This window comes from Pseudomonas lini (assembly GCF_001042905.1).
Classification (GTDB): domain Bacteria; phylum Pseudomonadota; class Gammaproteobacteria; order Pseudomonadales; family Pseudomonadaceae; genus Aquipseudomonas; species Aquipseudomonas lini.
Genome location: NZ_JYLB01000001.1, coordinates 491,855 through 509,411 on the forward strand (window position 1 = coordinate 491,855; position 17,557 = coordinate 509,411).

At 59.0% G+C, this 17,557-nt stretch carries 11 protein-coding genes; 2 read left to right on the top strand and 9 right to left on the bottom strand.

The genetic code is table 11. From position 1 onward, the window contains the following. Window positions 1–287: 287 nt before the first annotated feature. On the bottom strand, window positions 288–4,631 hold the full coding sequence (locus TU81_RS02200) for a beta strand repeat-containing protein (protein ID WP_053078269.1): 4,344 nt from the start codon (window positions 4,629–4,631) through the stop codon (window positions 288–290). A 742-nt stretch (window positions 4,632–5,373) separates the two neighbouring features. Here TU81_RS02200 and TU81_RS02205 point away from each other — a divergent pair. Further along, on the top strand, window positions 5,374–5,736 hold the full coding sequence (locus TU81_RS02205) for a DUF6124 family protein (RefSeq protein ID WP_038983708.1): 363 nt from the start codon (window positions 5,374–5,376) through the stop codon (window positions 5,734–5,736). 52 nt (window positions 5,737–5,788) lie between these two features. On the opposite strand, the gene TU81_RS02210 is transcribed toward TU81_RS02205, so the two are convergent. The 6 genes from TU81_RS02210 to TU81_RS02235 form a co-directional block, all read right to left on the bottom strand. Beyond that, window positions 5,789–6,781 (bottom strand): LacI family DNA-binding transcriptional regulator, encoded by a 993-nt coding sequence (locus TU81_RS02210; protein ID WP_038983047.1) that lies wholly within the window; start codon window positions 6,779–6,781, stop codon window positions 5,789–5,791. A gap of 75 nt (window positions 6,782–6,856) precedes the next feature. After that, window positions 6,857–8,359: a glycoside hydrolase family 32 protein gene (locus tag TU81_RS02215; protein WP_080772127.1), complete on the bottom strand. Its 1,503-nt coding sequence runs from the start codon at window positions 8,357–8,359 to the stop codon at window positions 6,857–6,859. Further along, window positions 8,356–9,501 (bottom strand): ABC transporter ATP-binding protein, encoded by a 1,146-nt coding sequence (locus tag TU81_RS02220; RefSeq protein ID WP_038983049.1) that lies wholly within the window; start codon window positions 9,499–9,501, stop codon window positions 8,356–8,358. Before TU81_RS02220 ends, TU81_RS02215 begins: the two co-directional genes overlap by 4 nt. A gap of 27 nt (window positions 9,502–9,528) precedes the next feature. Next, a complete protein-coding gene (locus tag TU81_RS02225; protein ID WP_038983050.1) occupies window positions 9,529–10,371 on the bottom strand; it encodes a carbohydrate ABC transporter permease in 843 nt (280 codons plus the stop codon). Beyond that, window positions 10,368–11,330, bottom strand: a complete 963-nt coding sequence (locus TU81_RS02230) for a carbohydrate ABC transporter permease (RefSeq protein WP_048393099.1) — start codon at window positions 11,328–11,330, stop codon at window positions 10,368–10,370. Before TU81_RS02230 ends, TU81_RS02225 begins: the two co-directional genes overlap by 4 nt. 21 nt (window positions 11,331–11,351) lie before the next feature. After that, entirely contained in the window at window positions 11,352–12,626 is a 1,275-nt protein-coding gene (locus TU81_RS02235; RefSeq protein WP_038983052.1) for an ABC transporter substrate-binding protein, read from the bottom strand. 169 nt (window positions 12,627–12,795) lie between these two features. On the opposite strand from TU81_RS02235, the gene TU81_RS02240 reads away from it, so the two are divergent. After that, window positions 12,796–14,361 carry a carbohydrate porin gene (locus TU81_RS02240; protein WP_038983053.1) on the top strand — a complete coding sequence of 522 codons (1,566 nt, stop codon included), beginning with the start codon at window positions 12,796–12,798 and terminating at the stop codon, window positions 14,359–14,361. 199 nt (window positions 14,362–14,560) lie between these two features. Here TU81_RS02240 and TU81_RS02245 read toward each other — a convergent pair whose 3' ends face one another. Both TU81_RS02245 and dapF read right to left on the bottom strand, forming a co-directional pair. Further along, on the bottom strand, window positions 14,561–16,537 hold the full coding sequence (locus TU81_RS02245) for a metallophosphoesterase (RefSeq protein ID WP_048393638.1): 1,977 nt from the start codon (window positions 16,535–16,537) through the stop codon (window positions 14,561–14,563). 97 nt (window positions 16,538–16,634) lie between these two features. Beyond that, window positions 16,635–17,453 carry a diaminopimelate epimerase gene (gene dapF / locus TU81_RS02250; RefSeq protein ID WP_048393101.1) on the bottom strand — a complete coding sequence of 273 codons (819 nt, stop codon included), beginning with the start codon at window positions 17,451–17,453 and terminating at the stop codon, window positions 16,635–16,637. Window positions 17,454–17,557: the final 104 nt, after the last annotated feature.

Below are 17,557 nucleotides of genomic sequence, written 5' to 3' on the forward strand. Positions count from 1 at the left end.
GGTCATCGAGGCCTGACCGTTGACCATAGTTCGCAACTATGAGCATGCGCAGGGGGTTGCGCATTGGCCGATACTCCCAAGCGGGGTGGGAGTTTCAGACTACTTGGGAGGGGGAACAGCACGAGGGCGTTAAGAAACGGAGCCGCCTATTCCGTTTGCGAATGAGGACATGCCGCAAGGCTCGTCTGGCCTTGGCTCAGGGACCGCAATGGCCCAGTAAAAAAACGGCCTGGCCCCTTGTGGGAGCCAGGCCGTCCTGTCTCGCGCGTGCACCTCTTCTTAGCGGATCAAAGCACCAAATCTGTCGGTGCCAGGTTAGTTACTCCCACCAGTTCGATCACAGGATTTTCGATATCAATCGTCTGGACAGCGGTGAAATCGCTATCTCTATCGACGACCTGGAAATCCAGCTCTAGATCAAGGGTAGCGGGTGTAGTCGTGGTGGTGGAGAAACCAGCATCGATGATCTTCAGCGGATTCGTACTCGTATCCTCCGCAATCGTGTTTCCAGGCCCCATCAGACCAACGACCGGCTGTGCGGAAGTGCTGCTTGCGCCATCGGCACCGACATTGCGATTCAGATTTATCGCGCTGCCCGTAAGGCCAGCATCATTCGAAAGAATCTGAATACCCTTGATGAGCCAGTTATCACCGGTCTGAATGTTGAAGTCATTACTTTCAACAATCAATAGAGCATCATTATTGTCCAAAAACGGGTCGTTCGGATCGGCAGGGTCGTTGGCGATAAGGGCCTCGTACTTGGTTCCAACAAGATCGGAGTTGTTTGTATCGTTCTCGTACACATCGCCTTGGTCGACGTAGATGGCACGTGTTGTAGTGATGGAGGAATCATTTGCATCAGCAAGACTGACGATTAGCAAAAGATCATCGCTTTCAGTCTCGTATCCATCGAACTTGATAAAGAAATCGGTCGCGTAACTAAAATCGTCGGCGCCCAGATCTCCTTTCGGATCAGTCTCGAAGAAATTGATGTTGGCCGCTTCACCTGCCTGGATCGTGTTTCCGGAGACGCCCAGAGCAGTGCTGGACAAGGTTACAGCGGCAACCGAGCCGCTCACAAGCTCACCCGCCACCACAGCAGTATTGCCGCCGGCACTCAATGGTGCCTCGAAGCCCGTGATCTGGATGAAGAAACCTTCCCCAAGCTTCCCGGTGGCCACAGGTGATGGGCCACTGGAAGGGATCGTGCCATCCATGTCATACGTTTCGTACCCAGTGCCTTCGCCCAGCGTGACGTCTTGCGTCGTTTGCAGCGCATCCATCTCGAAGGTATAGGTGTCATTGACTTTGTCAAACACCAGCGTGCCTTCCACCAGTTCAGGCGTGGTAGCAGCACTCCGATCGTGATCGTATTTGAACGACACGTTAAACGTGGCAGTGTCGAGATTCTCTGAAGCCCAGGTGACCGTTGGATCAACGATCGCAACATCGTTCGCCGAACCAGAGAGGGCGAGGTTGGCAAAATCACTGTCCGCTGCCGAAGAGTAGGTCGGCCCGCGCTTGTCCGCACCTATCGAGTAGGCGAAGTCACCCGAAAAGGTCCATGACGTCGCACCCAAATCGGGATCGGCATCCTGCACAGGGGCTGTCCCTATAACGGGCGTATCGTCGTCGACATTGATCCCCAGCGTGCCATCGGCCGTATCGCCATCACCATCGGTCACCCGGTAGTTGATGGTGAACGCCTGGTTGTTCTCGGTCATGCCTGCCGCATGGAGGATCGGGTTGTTTTGCGCCACCGTGTAGGCGCCCGTTGCCGCGACCATCGTCAGTGTCAGCACCGTGGTCGTGCCCTGTTTGACCAACAGACTGGTGCCATCGGCCACATAGGTGAAGCCTGTGGGCGCTCCGCTGGTCAGATAGGCCACTGTGCCGGCCCCGTCCTGACCGAAGTCGAGGCCCAGAGTGCCGCTTGTGTTAGCCGAGTCTGCGTCGTCGTCCGTGCCGTCAGCATTGCCACCCGTGAGCGCATCGTCGTCGAGCAGCACCGTGCTGTTGGCTGACACCGCTGGTCCGTCGTCATCGAAGTTGATGTCGTTGCCGATGCCAACGCTGTCGGTGCTGGTGTCACCGTCGCCGTCGGTCACCGTCACCACGGCGTTGATCAGACCGGCCAGATCGACTTGGTCGTCATGGGCCGCCGCCGAGCTGCCGGCGGTGGGGTGCGTGAGCGAAACATACTGCGCCACCGCCACGTTGCCGTCCTGCAGCAGCGCAATCGCGAACGCCGCCGGATCATCGACCGTGACCGCGCCATTGGCCACGTCATAGCGGCCGACAATCAAATCGCCTTCCTTGAACAGCTTGATGTCCTTGCCATCGGTGGTGTTGAGCAGCGAGTCAGTGCCGTCGCCGCCGACAATCGCCAGCGACAGCACTTTCGTACCACCCTCCTGGTCCTGGCCAAAGCTGCTGAGCGCCGTGGAGGCCAAAGGCGTGGTACTGATCGCGAACTCCGTTGGATTCAAGTCCGTGCCCTTGTTCACCACTTCCGTGTCGAACAGCGCCAGAACCGCCGCCGCGTCGCTGTCGTTATCCTGGTTGCCGGCCGTCTCGTCGATCGTCACCGCGCCGCCGCCATCGGCCACATCCGCGCTCGGCCCGTCGTCGTCGAAGTTGATGTCGTCGCCGATGCCGACGCTGTCGGTGCTGGTGTCGCCGTCGCCGTCGGTCACCGTCACCACCGCGTTGATCAGGCCCGCCAGATCGATCCGGTCGTCATGGTCCGCCGCCGAGCTGCCGGCGGTGGGGTGCGTGAGCGAGACATACTGCGCGACCGCCACGTTGCCGTCCTGCTGCAGCGCAATCGCGAACGCCGCCGGATCGTCGACCGTGACCGTGCCATTGGCCACGTCATAGCGGCCGACAATCAGATTGCCTTCCTTGAACAGCTTGATGTCCTTGCCATCGGTGGTGTTGAGCAGCGAGTCGGTGCCGTCGCCGCCCACAATCGCCAGCGACAGCACTTTCGTCCCTCCCGCCGCGTCCTGGCCAAAGCTGCTGAGCGTGGTGGTGACCAAAGGCGTGGTGCTGATCGCGAACTCCGTTGGATTCAAGTCTGTGCCCTTGTTCACCACTTCCGTGTCGAACAGCGCCAGAACCGCCGCCAAGTCGCTGTCGTTATCCTGGTTGCCGGCCGTTTCGTCGATCGTCACCGCGCCGCCGCCATCAGCCACATCCGCGCTTGGCCCGTCGTCGTCGAAGATCATCTTGGAGCCGATTTCGGTGGCTGACGTGCTGGTCTGCAGCACCTTGAAGCCGCCGATGTCGAAGTCGGCGTGTGTCTTGTCGCCGTTCTTGGCGGTCAGCAACCCGGCGTTCTCGATCAGCACGCGGTTGTGGTCGGTCGCCGTGCCGTAGGTGATCTGCGCGTCGGTCGGAACACCGGTGATCAGCACCGTGCCGTCGGCGTTGTAGGTGATGACGGCGGTGCTGATAGTGACGCCCGCGAACGTTTTCACGGTGACGCTGCCGTTGGTGATCGCGACCTTTTCACCGTCGTCGTTGGCGTAGCTATTGATGAAGTTGACGCCGCTCTGCGACCCGTTGACGTTGTCGGCGTTCTTGAAGGCGGTGAGCAAGATCTTCGCGGTCGTGCCGCCCGTCTCCTGTACGACCTGGAAGGTCGCAGCGCGGGCACCGAAGTACTGGGTGAAGTCGATGTTCGCTTCCAAACCCGCTTCGCCCGGGCTCAGGTTGGGGATCGTGACGTCCGCCCTGGCACCGGTGACGAAGCTGAAGCGCAGGCCTTCCTGTTCGGTGATCGCCTGGTTGTTGGTGCCCAGGGTCGTGTTGCCGCCGCCCTGGCTACTATTGACCGTGTCGGCGCTGGTGATGGCAGCGCTGCTTGCCGACTGATCCAGCGGATTCTTGCCGGTGACGATGATCGAGACACCGGGAATCCGGCCGTTCACATCGGCCGTCGCGCCCATGGTCGTGAACATCAGGAACAACTGCTGACCCGACGGCGCCCCAGCCAGGCTGAAATTCGCGTCCTGAGTGGCTCCGATGAAAACCTTATTAAGCAGATTGAGCGAATCATCGGCGCTCGTAGTATTTAGATGCTTGAGCGGTTGGTACTCCACCATCCAGATCTTGCCGCCCGTGACCGGCGATCCGGTTTCTTCAATATAGGCAGCGAACACTATCGCGCCGGTTGGGCCCCCGGCTCGGCCCAGAACGATGTTGTTGTTCGTGTCCGTATAGAGAAGGATGCTGGTTCCATCGAGGGTATCCAGCTCGCTGTCCAAGCCATTGAGCGGTGCGCCGTTACTGCCGACGAAGCTGAGATCAGTAATGCCTGCTCCGGGGTCAACACTGATGGTAAACGCATTGCTGCCCGTGTTGCCCGCGACACCGGTATAGCCACTCAAGGCCGCACCCGTTGCGGTACCTGCACCAAGTGCGGTCAAACGGGCAGCGAAAGTTGAGTTCAGGGACGCCACCAGAATGTCGTTGTCGTCAGCGTCTCCCGCAGGGGTTGGGGTGGCGGTGAGGTTCTGCAACCCGGTCGTTTCGTCCAGCGAAACGTCCTCGCCGGTGGCCACGACGCTCAGAGCGTTGGCGGTAATCGACGTTGTCAGCAATGAGTTTTGTTCGTCAAGAGTCATGACTTTTTTCCCGGGCAGATGCGGTCATCGAGGCCTGACCGTTGACCTTTGGTCGTCACTATGGCTAAGCGCCACGGATTGCGCATTGCCCGATACTCCCAAGCGGGGTGGGAGTTTCGGACTACTTGGGAGGGGAGACGGGATGGCGCGAAGGGGCCGCGCCTCTTTTAATGGGAAAGGCTGACTTTAAGCGGACGGCAGATGTGGCCAACAAATGCCGGCCGGTTCCTGATGCCAGTCAGTTAAGCCACGGAACCTGTGGGAGCGGGCTTGCTCGCGAAGACGGCGGCACAGTCAATATTGATGTCGTCTGACACACCGCTTTCGCGAGCAAGCCCGCTCCCACAGGGATTTCGCTTAACTGACCGGCGTTGGGCCGCTTTCTCGATTTTGATAGCGCTCACGCGTTTAACGATGCGTGTTTAAAGACACTCCGTGTTACTTCCCGAAGGGCTACAAGACCTTGCGCCGTTACCTACGGTTAAGACAGAATCCGCCGGCTTGTGCGCCGATGGCCCGGGCTCTATCGTTTCCCTGTCGCTGAATAACAGCGATCGGGTTTGGTAGCCCGGTTTCGTATCACGGCGCATCGCGTCACCTATTATGGTGGTCATGCGCGGGGTCCTTTCGAGGGCGCCGGGAACTGATACGACCGGTCTACCAACCCGCGTATGGCCACCACCCTTCGTTGGTAGCGAGTGTGATGGCTCTTTTTAATAAACTCGTATCAGGAGTTTGATTTATGTTCAAAGTTACGCCCAACCCACCGGATACCGATCCGGCATCCCCGTACGAATCCCTCGATCCAAAAAAACTCAACGAAGCCGCCGAGCGCGCCCTCAATTTCTACCTCAACCCGGCAGCGATCATGAACAACACCCCACGCAAACCCAGCACCATGTACATGGTTGCGCCGGATGTCGACCATGAAGCCTTGCTGGTTCAAACGTGCGAGAACCTGGCGTCGGCCAGTGTCATGGCCAGCAACATCGCTGCATTGGTGGAGGGCACCCACCGCAATACCCTGCTGGCGCTTCAGCAAGTCGTCATGCTGGCTGAACTGGCGGTGAATCGAATGCTGGATAACTTCGTTCCACCCAAGTAATCACTCAGCCCTTTACCGAGAGGCTTGCCCCTCGGTAAAGGGTTTTGATGGCTCACAACGACGTCCTGACCACCAATGGACAATCAACCGGCTGGGCGCCCGAGACCTCCAGGGCCTCGATCAGGTGCCGGGCGGCATTGCGACCGATCTCGTAGTACGGCAGTTGCACCGTGGTCAGCGGCGGGAGGAACAGTTCGGCGATGCCGATCATGTTGTCGTAACCAAGCACGGCGACATCGGCGGGAATTTTCAGGCCACGGCCCAACAACAGCTGATAGGCACAAAAGGCAATCCGGTCGTTGCCACAGATCAGAATATCGAACTGGGGGCGACCCTCGATGATGTGTCGGTCGAGGATGGCTGCGGTTTCACCATAGGCGTCATGATCGGAAAGGTCGTATTGCAGGAGCGCGTCAGGCGCCAGGCCGAATGCCTGACAGGCACGCTGCAAGCCTTTTTGTCGCAAGCCCCAGGCCAGACTCTGTTTTGGCAGATTGATGCACAGAGGGCGCCGATAGCCCTGGCTCAACGCGTGATGTACGGCTCGATACTGCCCCGTTTCGTCGTCTGGCACATAACTGACCAGGTCACTGTCATTGGCCAGGCAATTGGCGAGTACCAAGGGTTTGCTCTTCAAGCGCTCGGGAATGCTCACTTGGCGAAACCCCATGGCGCTGAAGATCAACCCGTCGGGACGGTGTGACAACATCAGGTCGATGTTCTGGTCGGTGGGCGGGTTGCTCAACAGGTTAAGGATGAACACATTCCAGCCCGCCTGCTGCGCGGTCTGTTCGATGGACAGCAGCAACTCGACCGCGAACGGTGTGGTCGCGGTGTCCAGTGCGAACACACCGATGGTGCGCGACTGGAGGTTGTCGCCGCGCATCTTGCGCGCCGACAGGCTCGGTACGAATTGCAGTTCGTCAATGGCGCGACGCACCCGCTGAAGGGTTTCGGGGCTCAGTTTTTCCGGATTATTGAGCGCTCGAGAAACCGTCATCAGGGATACGCCGGCCAGCTGTGCAACGTCTTTCACTGAAGTCATGCGAGGCGAGGCCGGTCAGGTTGACGCAGGATCATGACACAGGGCTCGGGCTTCTCGCGACTCGAATGACGCCGCTCATAGCCATCCCGAGGCCAGAGGCCATGCCTTGGGAATCGAGACACGTCCGCCACTCCCGCTGGCAAACAGCTTCACTCCCAGACTGTCGGGCCGCGGATAGAGGCGACTGCTGAAGCTGAAGCGGCCGTGTTCGTCGAACACCTCGATGGAGGAGCGATCGAGAAACACGCGCAATTCCAGTCGCTCTTGTGTCGGGTCTATCGACACGCTGCGCTGACCGGTGACTTGCGCACCCGAGCGGCTGCGGTCCAGCACCAGACGCCGCAGCAATGCATCGTAGTAAAGCAAGGTCTCTTCATGGTCATCGTCGCTGCAACGCAAGGCGATTCCGAGGTGGCCGTCGCTGCAACCGCGCAAATCCAGATGCACATGGATTTCGAGCATGTCGCCATTCACTTGCGGCACGCACCGGGTTCCCGACTCATCCCACCAAGGCGTACCCGGCAATGGCGCCTTGCGCAGAGCGGTGAGCTCCCGTGCCGGATACACGCAAAGGCGATCGCCGTGCAGTTCAAGTTCGCGCGGTAAACCGAGCATGCCGCACCAGTGATGGGCCTGGCTCGGCATCGGGCTTTCCCACATGTCGAGCCACGCCCACAGCAGGCGCCGACCATCGGCAGCCACCAGCGTTTGCGCGGCATAGAAATCGTGGCCGTTATCCAGCTCGATAAAAGGCCCGCCGGTGAAGTGCCATTCGCTGTCGAGTTGGCCCACTCGATAACCGGTCTGGTACTTGTTCAGCCGTTCGTAACCCTCGGGTTGCATGCCTTGGGGGGAGTAGAGCAGCACATCGCGTCCGTTCAGTCGGAACAGATCCGGGCACTCCCACATATAGCCATCGCCCTCGCTGCCGCTGGACACATAGTCGAGGAATTCCCAGGTGTGCAGATCCGTGGAACGGTACAGCGGGAGCAACGGCACATCGCCCAGACGCGCGCCGGCAATCAGGTACCAGCAGTCATCCTCCTGCCACACCTTGGGGTCACGAAAGTGCATGATCGTGTCTTGCGGCGCGGTCTCGATGACGGCGCCATGCTTGACGAACCGGATGCCGTCGGTGCTGGTGGCCAGGCACTGGACTTGGCGTATCGAGCGCTCGTCACCCACTTCCCCCAGCCAGGTGTGCCCGGTGTAGATCAGCGCCAGGGTGTCTCCACACACCACCGCGCTACCGGAAAAACAACCGTCGCGGTCGAAGTCATCGCCGGGCGCCAGTGCAATGGGCAGATGCTGCCAATGGACCAGGTCGGCACTCTTGGCATGCCCCCAATACATCGGGCCCCATTTCGCGTCGAAGGGATGGTGCTGATAGAACACGTGGTATTCGCCACGAAAGTACACCACCCCGTTGGGGTCGTTCATCCAGCCCACGAGAGGGGCAATATGATAACCGGGTCGATAATCATCGACGACGCGAGACAGACCCTCACGCAGCGCATGCTGCGCAATATCAAGGGCAGCGGACATTGGAACACTCATGGAATTCAAAGACACAGTCATAGGGCGCGTGCTCGTACCGGGCGTTGTGAAACGCCATCCGGCAGGGTTTCAATGGCGTGTGGGTGACGGCTCAAGGCCGCGCCGTCGGCGTCGAACAGGTGCAGGTTGTCGATGTCCAGCTGCAGCTCAACCCGATCGCCTGCCTGCCATCCGGCGCTGACTTCGCAACGACAGATCAGTGGTTCCTCCTGGCCTGTCTCGAGGTGCACATAGGTTTCGCTGCCCAGGTATTCGACGGCGGTCACGACCACGCCGGCGGTTCCATTTGCCGCCTTGAGCGACAGGTGCTCTGGGCGAATCCCCAGGGTCAGCTGCGTACCTGCCACCAGCTTCGAGCTGTCGAAGGGCAGGGACGTGATACCCCATACGAAGGTGTCGACCAGGCTGGTTTCGCCTGGCGTTTGCAGGCGTGCCGGCAGAAAATTCATCCGGGGCGAACCGAGAAAACCGGCGACAAAGCGGCTGGCCGGGCGCTCATAGAGTTCGCGCGGTGAGCCGACCTGTTCTACGCGACCACCATTGAGCACGACAATTTTGTCGGCCAGGGTCATCGCTTCAACTTGATCGTGGGTGACGTAGATCATGGTCGAGCCGAGTCGAGCATGCAGCCGGGCGATTTCGTTGCGCATCTGCACCCGCAAGGACGCGTCCAGGTTGGAAAGCGGCTCATCGAACAACAAAATGTCCGGCTCCCGCGCCATGGCTCTGCCCATGGCCACACGCTGACGTTGCCCGCCGGACAGTTCCTTTGGCTTACGTTGCAGCAGTTTGTCCAATTGCAGGATTTGCGCCGTTTTCAGCACGCGCTCGCGCAGGCTGGTCTTTTCCGTCTTGGCCAGTTTGAGGCCAAAGCTGATGTTGTCGTAGACGCTCATGTGCGGGTACAGCGCATAGGACTGAAACACCATGCCGACGCCACGCTCGCGCGGCTCCAGGTCGTTGACACGACGCCCGTCGATCAGCAGGTCGCCGCCGCAGATCGAATCCAGCCCGGCGATCAGTCTTAGCAGGGTCGACTTTCCGCAGCCCGAAGGGCCGACGAACACGACGAATTCACCCGCTGCGATTTCCAGGTTGACGTCGCGAAGAATCCGCGCGCCGCCCAATTGTTTGTTCACGTTGTCCAGTTTCAATTTGATCACGATGCTGTTCCTTGTCTTTGTTGGGCATCAACCCTTTAACGCGCCGGCAGTGAGACCGGAAACGATTCGGCGCTGGAAGATCAGCACCAGAATCACCAATGGGACGGTGACCACCACCGAGGCGGCCATCAACAACCCCCAAGGCAACTCATGGGGGCTGCCGCCGGAAATCAAGGCGATGGCGACCGGTACCGTGCGTTGGGTGTCGGTAAGGGTGAAGGTCAGGGCAAACAGGAACTCGTTCCACGCTGCGATGAAGGCCAATAAGCCAGTGGTGACCAGTGCGGGCCAGAGCAACGGCAACAGCACGCGGGTCAGCGTGACCCAGGGCGAGGCGCCATCCATGATTGCCGCTTCTTCCAGTTCATGAGGCAGTTGCCCCATGAACGTGGTCAGCACCCAAACGGTGAAGGGCAGGGTGAAAATCGTGTAGCTCAGAATCAATGCCCAGGAGGTGTTGTAAAGACCCAGTGCGCGGATCACTTCGAACAGCCCCGACAGCACCGCGACTTGGGGAAACATCGACACGCCAAGGACCATCATCAAGACGGTGCCACGGCCACGGAACTTCACCCGGCCCAAGGCATAGGCGGCGGTCAGGCTGAGGAACAGCGCCAGTGTCACCACGCTAAGCGCGACCACCAGTGAATTACCGATAGCTCGCAGGAATGAGGCTTGGCTGAGCACTGCCGCGTAATTGGAGAAGTCGGGGTTTTTGATCCAGTAGCTCACCTCGAACAAGGCGCTGGATGGCTTCAGCGACGTGACGATGGCGTAGTAGAAAGGGAAAACCGCATAGAGCAGTAACACCCCGATCAGGCACCAAAACCCGAGGCGCAACAGCGCTTTTTTCAGTAGGCGCAGGCTCATGACCGGACCTCCAGTTGACGACGTCCGAGGTAGAGATAAAGCAGGGCGATGACCGCTACCACCAGAAACAACAGCGTCGAGGCCGCGCTGCCGTAACCGACGTCCTGGAACTCCACCAGGTGCTGACGGGCATACACCGACATGCTCATGGTGCTCGATGAGTTCGAGGTCAGCACATAGATCACGTCGAATACCCGCAGCGAGTCGAGGATGCGGAAGATTGCCGCCACCAACAATGCAGGCATTAATAGGGGAAGGGTGACACGCCAGAACACTTTCAGCGGATGAATGCCATCGACCCTCGCGGCTTCGTAGCAATCGCTCGGCAACATCTGCAAGGCCGCCAGCATCAGCAGCGTGACAAACGGGACGGTCTTCCAGACGTCGACGAGGATCACTGCCCACATCGACAGGTCCGCATCGGCCGTCCAGGCCAGGGGCGCGTCAATCAGGCCGAGGCTCAGCATCAGGTGATTGATGATGCCGAACTGGTCGTTAAGCATCCATGACCAGATCTTTGCCGAGACAATGGTCGGAATCGCCCAGGGAATCAGAATCATCGCCCGCACCAGAGAACGTCCGGTGAATTTGATGTTGAGCAGCAACGCCACCAACAGTCCCAGTACGACTTCCAGTCCCACCGACACCACGGTGAAATGCAAGGTGTTGCGCACCGCGTTCCACCATTGTGGATCGACCAGGATGCCCGACCAGTTGGTACCGTTGTGGAACAGATAATTGCTCAGGCCGATGAAGGATCCGCCACCGGTGTCCGACAGACTGGCGTCGGTCAGGCTGAACCAGAATGTGCGCAGTAGCGGCCAGGCCGCCACCAGGGCCAGGCACAGCAACATCGGTGTCAGAAACAGCCAGGCGGCGCGTACCCGGCGTCGTTGTACGGGCGTTTCCCTGGTGAGCAGAAGCTCGTCACAGGGGACATGGGTAGTAGAGACAGACATGGTGATTTTCTTCCTTGTGGCTTACCAGTTCCGGCGTTTGATGCGTGTGAGTTCGCTTTCCAGCTCGGCCAGCGCCTGATCGACAGGCAACTCGCCCGCCAGCACGCCATGCACTCGATCGAAGAACGCATTGGAGACCCGTGGATAGCGATCGGCGGTTATTGAGGCGGGGCGCATGACCCCATCGTTGAGAATGCTGTGCAGCTGAGCGTAATAAGGCATGGCCGCGAGCAATTCGGGGTCTTGATAGAGTGACTCGATCACCGGGTTATAGGCGCCTATCAGGGCGCGGCGTTTTTGCTCTTGGGCACTGGTCAGGTAGCTCACCAGTTCTGCCGCAAGTTTTGGATGGGCGCTGTAACGCGATACCGCCAGACCCCAGCCACCGAGGGTGGATGCATGGGTGCCGGTCTCGCCGCCACGGGGCAGGGGAGCGACCCCGACCTTGTCTTTTACCGCACTGTCCTGGCTTTGCACCAAGGCCCAGACATACGGCCAGTTACGCATGAACAGCGCATTGCCCGACTGGAATACGCCCCGGCCTTCTTCCTCGGTGTAATTGAGTACGCCACGCGGGGAGATGTCTCCTACCCAGCTTTTCGCCAGGGTCAACGCCGTTCTTGAGGCCTGGCTGTTGACCACGATGTCGCCTTGCGGATTGACCAGCCCGCCTTGCGGTTGGCTGCTGATCCACTCCAGCGCATTACACGTCAGGCCCTCGTAGGCGCGCCCCTGAAAGATGTAACCCCAGGCATTGGGATTCCCGGCAGTGCGCTCGGCCTGTTGAATATTCCGGGCGGTAGCGGTCATTTCTTCCCAAGTCTGGGGAACCTGTTGGTTGTACTTCTCGAGCAAGTCCTTGCGGTAATACAGCAGACCCGAGTCGGTGAACCACGGCATCGTCACCAGCCGTCCGTTCACCGTGGCGTTATCCACCTGTGCCTGGAAGTAGCCTTGTGTTGCGTTGGCAGGAAGCACCTCGCGCAGATCCATCAGATGTTTGGCCAGCATTCCCGGCCACACCATATCGATTTGAATGATGTCGATGTCGCTGGACTGCGCACTGAGGATCTGTTGGTAGAACGACAACCTCTCGGTTGCCGAGTTAGGTGTTGAGACCACCTCGACGTGGTTGCCGGTCTGTTTCGACCACGCCTCGACAGCCTCCTTGCAGAGTTGTAACTCCGCCCCCACCGCCCCACACGAGATCGTCAAATCGGCTGCGCTCGAGAGGGATGGAAGCCCGGCAAAAAGGGTGAGCAGTGCTGCTGGAAGGAGAGATTTCAGCTGTTTCATAAAGCCCTCTTTATTTTTGTTTTAAGAAAAGTTAACGTTAACATCGCCAAATGTAGCAGCGTATTTGCGATGAGGCATCCTTTTTTTCATGGGTTTGGACAATTCAGAATTCATAGGAAAAAGGTCAGTCGCGGCAACAGAACAATAAAAACAAAACAGGGAAACCCACATGCAAAAAGCATCAAGCTGGCTACTCGCAGGCGTGCTCGGCACCTCGGCGGCAACCTCTCAGGCCGCGACTCTGGAAGAGCGCATGGCCGCGTTTGAAGCCCGTGCCAGCGCCGCGGAAAAACGTGCAGCCGCAGCTGAACAGCAAACCCAGGCACTTGCCAGAGAATTGCAGCAGATCAAACTGGCTACTCCCGCCTTGCAGTCGGCGGCGTCTACTGCAGCAGCCACTGCGGCGCCCACTTTGGATACTCGACTGGCAAAACTCGAAGCCCGTCAGCAAAGCATGGAAAAGCAGGACAGTAGCGGACACCTGACTGACGGCTTCAGCTTCAAGGGCTACGCCCGTTCCGGATTGCTGATCAACGATGGGCTGGGTGGTGGCCGTGGCGGTCCTTACACAACCCCTGCCGGTTCAGTCGGTGGCGCAGTCGGGCGACTGGGTAACGAAGACGATACTTACATGCGCATAGACCTGTCGAAAGAGCTCTATGCGCAGAACGGCACCCGTTCCAAATTCACGGTGTCCATCGCCGACGGTGTGGAGAGTTCCAATGACTGGACGGCCGATGAGAGCAACCTGAACGTGCGTCAGGTATTTACCGAACTCGATCATCTCGCCGCCTTCAAGGGCAACTCAGTGTTTGAAAATTCCACTCTGTGGGCAGGCAAACGATTCGACAGAGATAACTTCGACATCCACTGGCTGGACTCGGACGTCATCTTTCTGGCCGGCACCGGGGGTGGAATCTACGATGTGCAGATGAACAAGGACTGGCGCTCGAACTACTCTTTGATCGGGCGTAACTACGGGGATTTCAGTGAGGGCGGTGTCAATGCCGATGTGGAAAGCTACATCCTGACCTCCAACCAATACTTCGATAATGGTCAATGGCAGTGGATGTTCAATGGCATTGGCTCGAAGAAAAACGACTTTGCCACCCGCACCAATGAGGCGGGCCTGGCGCCGGCGGATTCCGGCTTGCACAGCATGCTGGCCAATCACCAGAAAGACTTTTTCGGCAGGGAAGGCTTCTTCAAAACGGCACTGCTCTACGGGCAAGGTCTGGGGGCAGAGGTCAAGAACATTGGCTCGGATGGCGAACTGATCGACGACGCCCGCGCGCTGCGTCTGGCGGTTTATGGTGAGACGCCCATTGCCCCCGGCTGGCGCATCGGTCCTAGCTTGTTGGCCGAACAGAGCAAGGACAGGTACGTCAAGGGTGACGATTACCGCTGGATGACCCTGAACGTGCGGTTGGCCAATGAAATCAACAGCAATTTCGAGATGGCCTACGAAATGAGCTGGCAAACCATGGACCTCGACCCCAAGGGCTACATGCAACGTAATGCGGTCGACGGTAACTTCTGGAAATTCACGATCGCCCCGACATTCAAACCTGACGTTGGAGACCTGCTCACACGCCCCGAATTGCGATTGTTCGCAAGCCTCATGAACTGGTCTTCGGACCTGGACAGATACAGTTCCACAGACAACTTCGGCAAGTCGGACTTCAACGCCGGTGGTGTATGGCAGTACGGCATACAGATGGAAACCTGGTTCTGATTTCTGCTTCATCTGCGACAGGCCGAACCTGTAGGAGCCAGGCTTGCCGTAATGCCTGTCAGTTAAGGCGAAATCTGTAGGAGCGAGGCTTGCCCGCGAAGAACGATGACGCGTAATACCTGAAAAACCGCGGTGCATTCTTCGCGGGCAAGCCTCGCTCCTACAGAAATTTCGCTTAACTGACCGGCAATCCTGGCTCCTACGGGACAGCTCTTCCACGCTGAATCTCGATGGGCGGCTCGATCAGTTGCAGTTCGAGCGCACCCGAGGCTGGCACGAAGCGCGGGCCGGTGCTTTCAGGCGTTGCCCGCAACCTCCAGGTGCGCTGCACCTTCGCCAGTTTGGCGACTCCTGATCCCAGGGACCAGCGCCGGCAGACCTTCTCCAGCTTGAGTGGGTAAAGGGTCAGTTGGTCGCCTTTGAAGTGCATGCGCAGGAAGCATTTGTGGTCGGCGATGCACTGCGAGGAAAAAACCGCCTCGCTATGTAGCCCCCAAAAGGTGTTGCCCATCACCATCCATGCACCGAACAACAGGCCTCCCAAACTGCCGCCGAGCACCAGTGTCTCCGCCAGGAACAACAAAACCTGGTGCAGGTTTTCTACCTCGAGCTGCAAGTAGTGGATGTTGACGCGGCCCATGAGCCACAGCAGTCCGATCGCCAGTCCCAGATGAAGTACCCCGTGAGCAGCGCCGATGGCATAGGCGAGCTTTCGGGTGCGCTTGACCCCGGCGGCTGAGAACACTGCGCAACCCAGCACAATGATCACGGCGAACATCACTGACGAAGGACTGTGTGACATGACCAGGAGCAGGTGTCGCCACACTTCGCTGATGTTGGAAATAGACGCTTGGAGGTCAGACAACACGTCCATCAGGCTGCGGTTGCCTCGTGCCGGGTGGGGCACCGTGCTGGCGCTTTGTACCATCCAGTCAAACAGCAGGTACAAGATGGCCAGCATGCCGCAGAACGAGAGATTGCGGGTAGGTAGCCGCCATGCCCGATTACGCAGTTGCTCGGAGGTTTTTTTGTCCGGGTAGACCGCCGCCAGCTCGTAGTGCTGCCGGGTGCCGCCAACGTTGATCGGCTTGGGCGGATCGGGAAGCTGATGTGTGGCATTCAAGAAGGCGCCACCGCCTCCGCAGGTGATGCGCTGCGGCGCCTGGGTGCCAGCTTTTGGCTGGTAGCGCGCGTAATGGTGCGAGTCTCCGGCCAAGACCACCGCCAGGTGATCACCCAAGAGTTCCTCGATCTCGCGCAGGCTGCGAAAGCGCGGCGTCTGGGTTTCGATCGAGGGCAAGGCCTTGCTCTCCTCGCGTGCCAGCCGTTCGGCCTCATCCACCCAGCTCGGCTCAGGTGTACAGAGGATCACGCGATCGCCTGGCTGCAGTTTGGCGTGCATCTGCTCGAAGTATTGCTTCTGCTGTCGGTCGATCATGGACTCAAACTGCAGATCCAGGCCCCAGATCCACCAGCCATGGGGCAATTGCAGCACGTAGTAACCGGTGCGCTGGCGGGTTTCCCAGGCGCCGATGGGCTTCTGCTCGCAAAACAGTTGGGAGAAACCGCGCAGACCGTCATACCAATCATGGTTGCCGGGCGTCGCCAATATCCACGGTGCACCCGGCTGCCGCACGGGCTGGTCCTGGTCATTAGGGCGCTCCTTGGGTACCGGCGCGGGAAATGCGGCGCGGAAGGGATCAAGGAAGCGAGTGCGGTAGCCGTTGCGGGCCGGTGTGGGATAGACCTGATCGCCGCCAAGCAGCAGCACATCACCGCGCGGCAGCGAGAGCTGGTGTTCCGGCAACTCGACAGCATGGCTGACGCACAGCGCCATCGAGTAGGTGGAGTCCCAGCCATCGCCGGTATCGGCCAGATAATCGATCCATACGTCACCGTCGGCAGCCACCTGGATAGGCGGGTTAGAGTCCCGAGGGTTGAGCATGGCCAACACCTCACGTGGGTCCGCGAAGGCACCCATCGTGGTGGCGACAGCCGTTTGCAAGCCCGTGCGCATTAGCTGCAACGGGCCTAGCCAGTTGACCATCGCCTCCTGGGTATAAAGCTCGATGCGGCTATTGAGCGTGGGGGATTGGGTGGGACGGGTCATGGCGAGGGGCGAAGAGTGCGGCGTAGGCGCCTCTCCAGCGCGAAACTCAATCGATTGCTCCTTCATCATTCAGCCTCCATTGCTGTAACGAGTTCAGGTACCTCAAAAGGGTGATCTTTTGTCGGTCGATTCAGAATAGGTCAGTTATGCGATGGCCGCCGGTTCATAGCCTGAAGGAGAGACTGTCGTGAACCGTTCCCGAAAACGTTGTTTCTACCGGCCCGATGAGAAAGACCGGTCCCACGCCATCCCATCGAACCGTTACTGTGCCGCCATCACATTCAACCTCAACGCAATGGTCTAACAAGCCGCGACGAATTCCGTTAACCGCGGCGCCACAAGAGCAGGAGCCTGAACCGAGCGGAATGCCACCGCCGCGCTCCCAAATGCGCAACCGAATGTGCTTTCGGTTAATGATCTGGACGAAATGCACGTTCGTCTTGAGGGGAAACAGAGGGTTGGTTTCAATGGTCGGTCCGAGGGTCGCTATATCAACGGCGGTTAGGTCATCGACAAAATAGGTGCAGTGCGGATTGCCCATGCTGGTCGCTGCTGGGTCACCCGCCAGTGGTAAAACAGCAGTATCCAGTTCCAGGGCCAGGGGAATATCCGACCAGCCGAAAAGCGGTTCCCCCATGTTCACGGAAATCGCGCCGCTTGAGGTTCGTTCACACGTGAGCAGACCACGGTTGGTTCGCAGCGCTATCGAAGTAACATTTGATTCACGCATCAGCCTATCCGCGGCACCACGCGTTGCGCTGCCACACGCATCCAGCGTGGAACCATCGGCGTTCCAGAACATCAAGCGCGCCGCTGCATCATCGCAATCGAGCACCACCGCGAGTTGATTGAATCCGATTCCTCGGTGCCGATCACCCAATCGCTGAGCCAGGGCACTTGTCATTGGATTGGCCGAATTTCGCGAGTCCACAATGACGAAGTCATCGCCATTGGCGTGCATTTTATGAAAACTCAGCGGCATAAAGAGATCCTGTCGACCAGGCATGGGATGAGTTGACGTTTAAAGGCCACCCAGCCCCATTCGCATAGAAATGGACCCGCCAGAATAGCGGGTCCGAAAGGGGG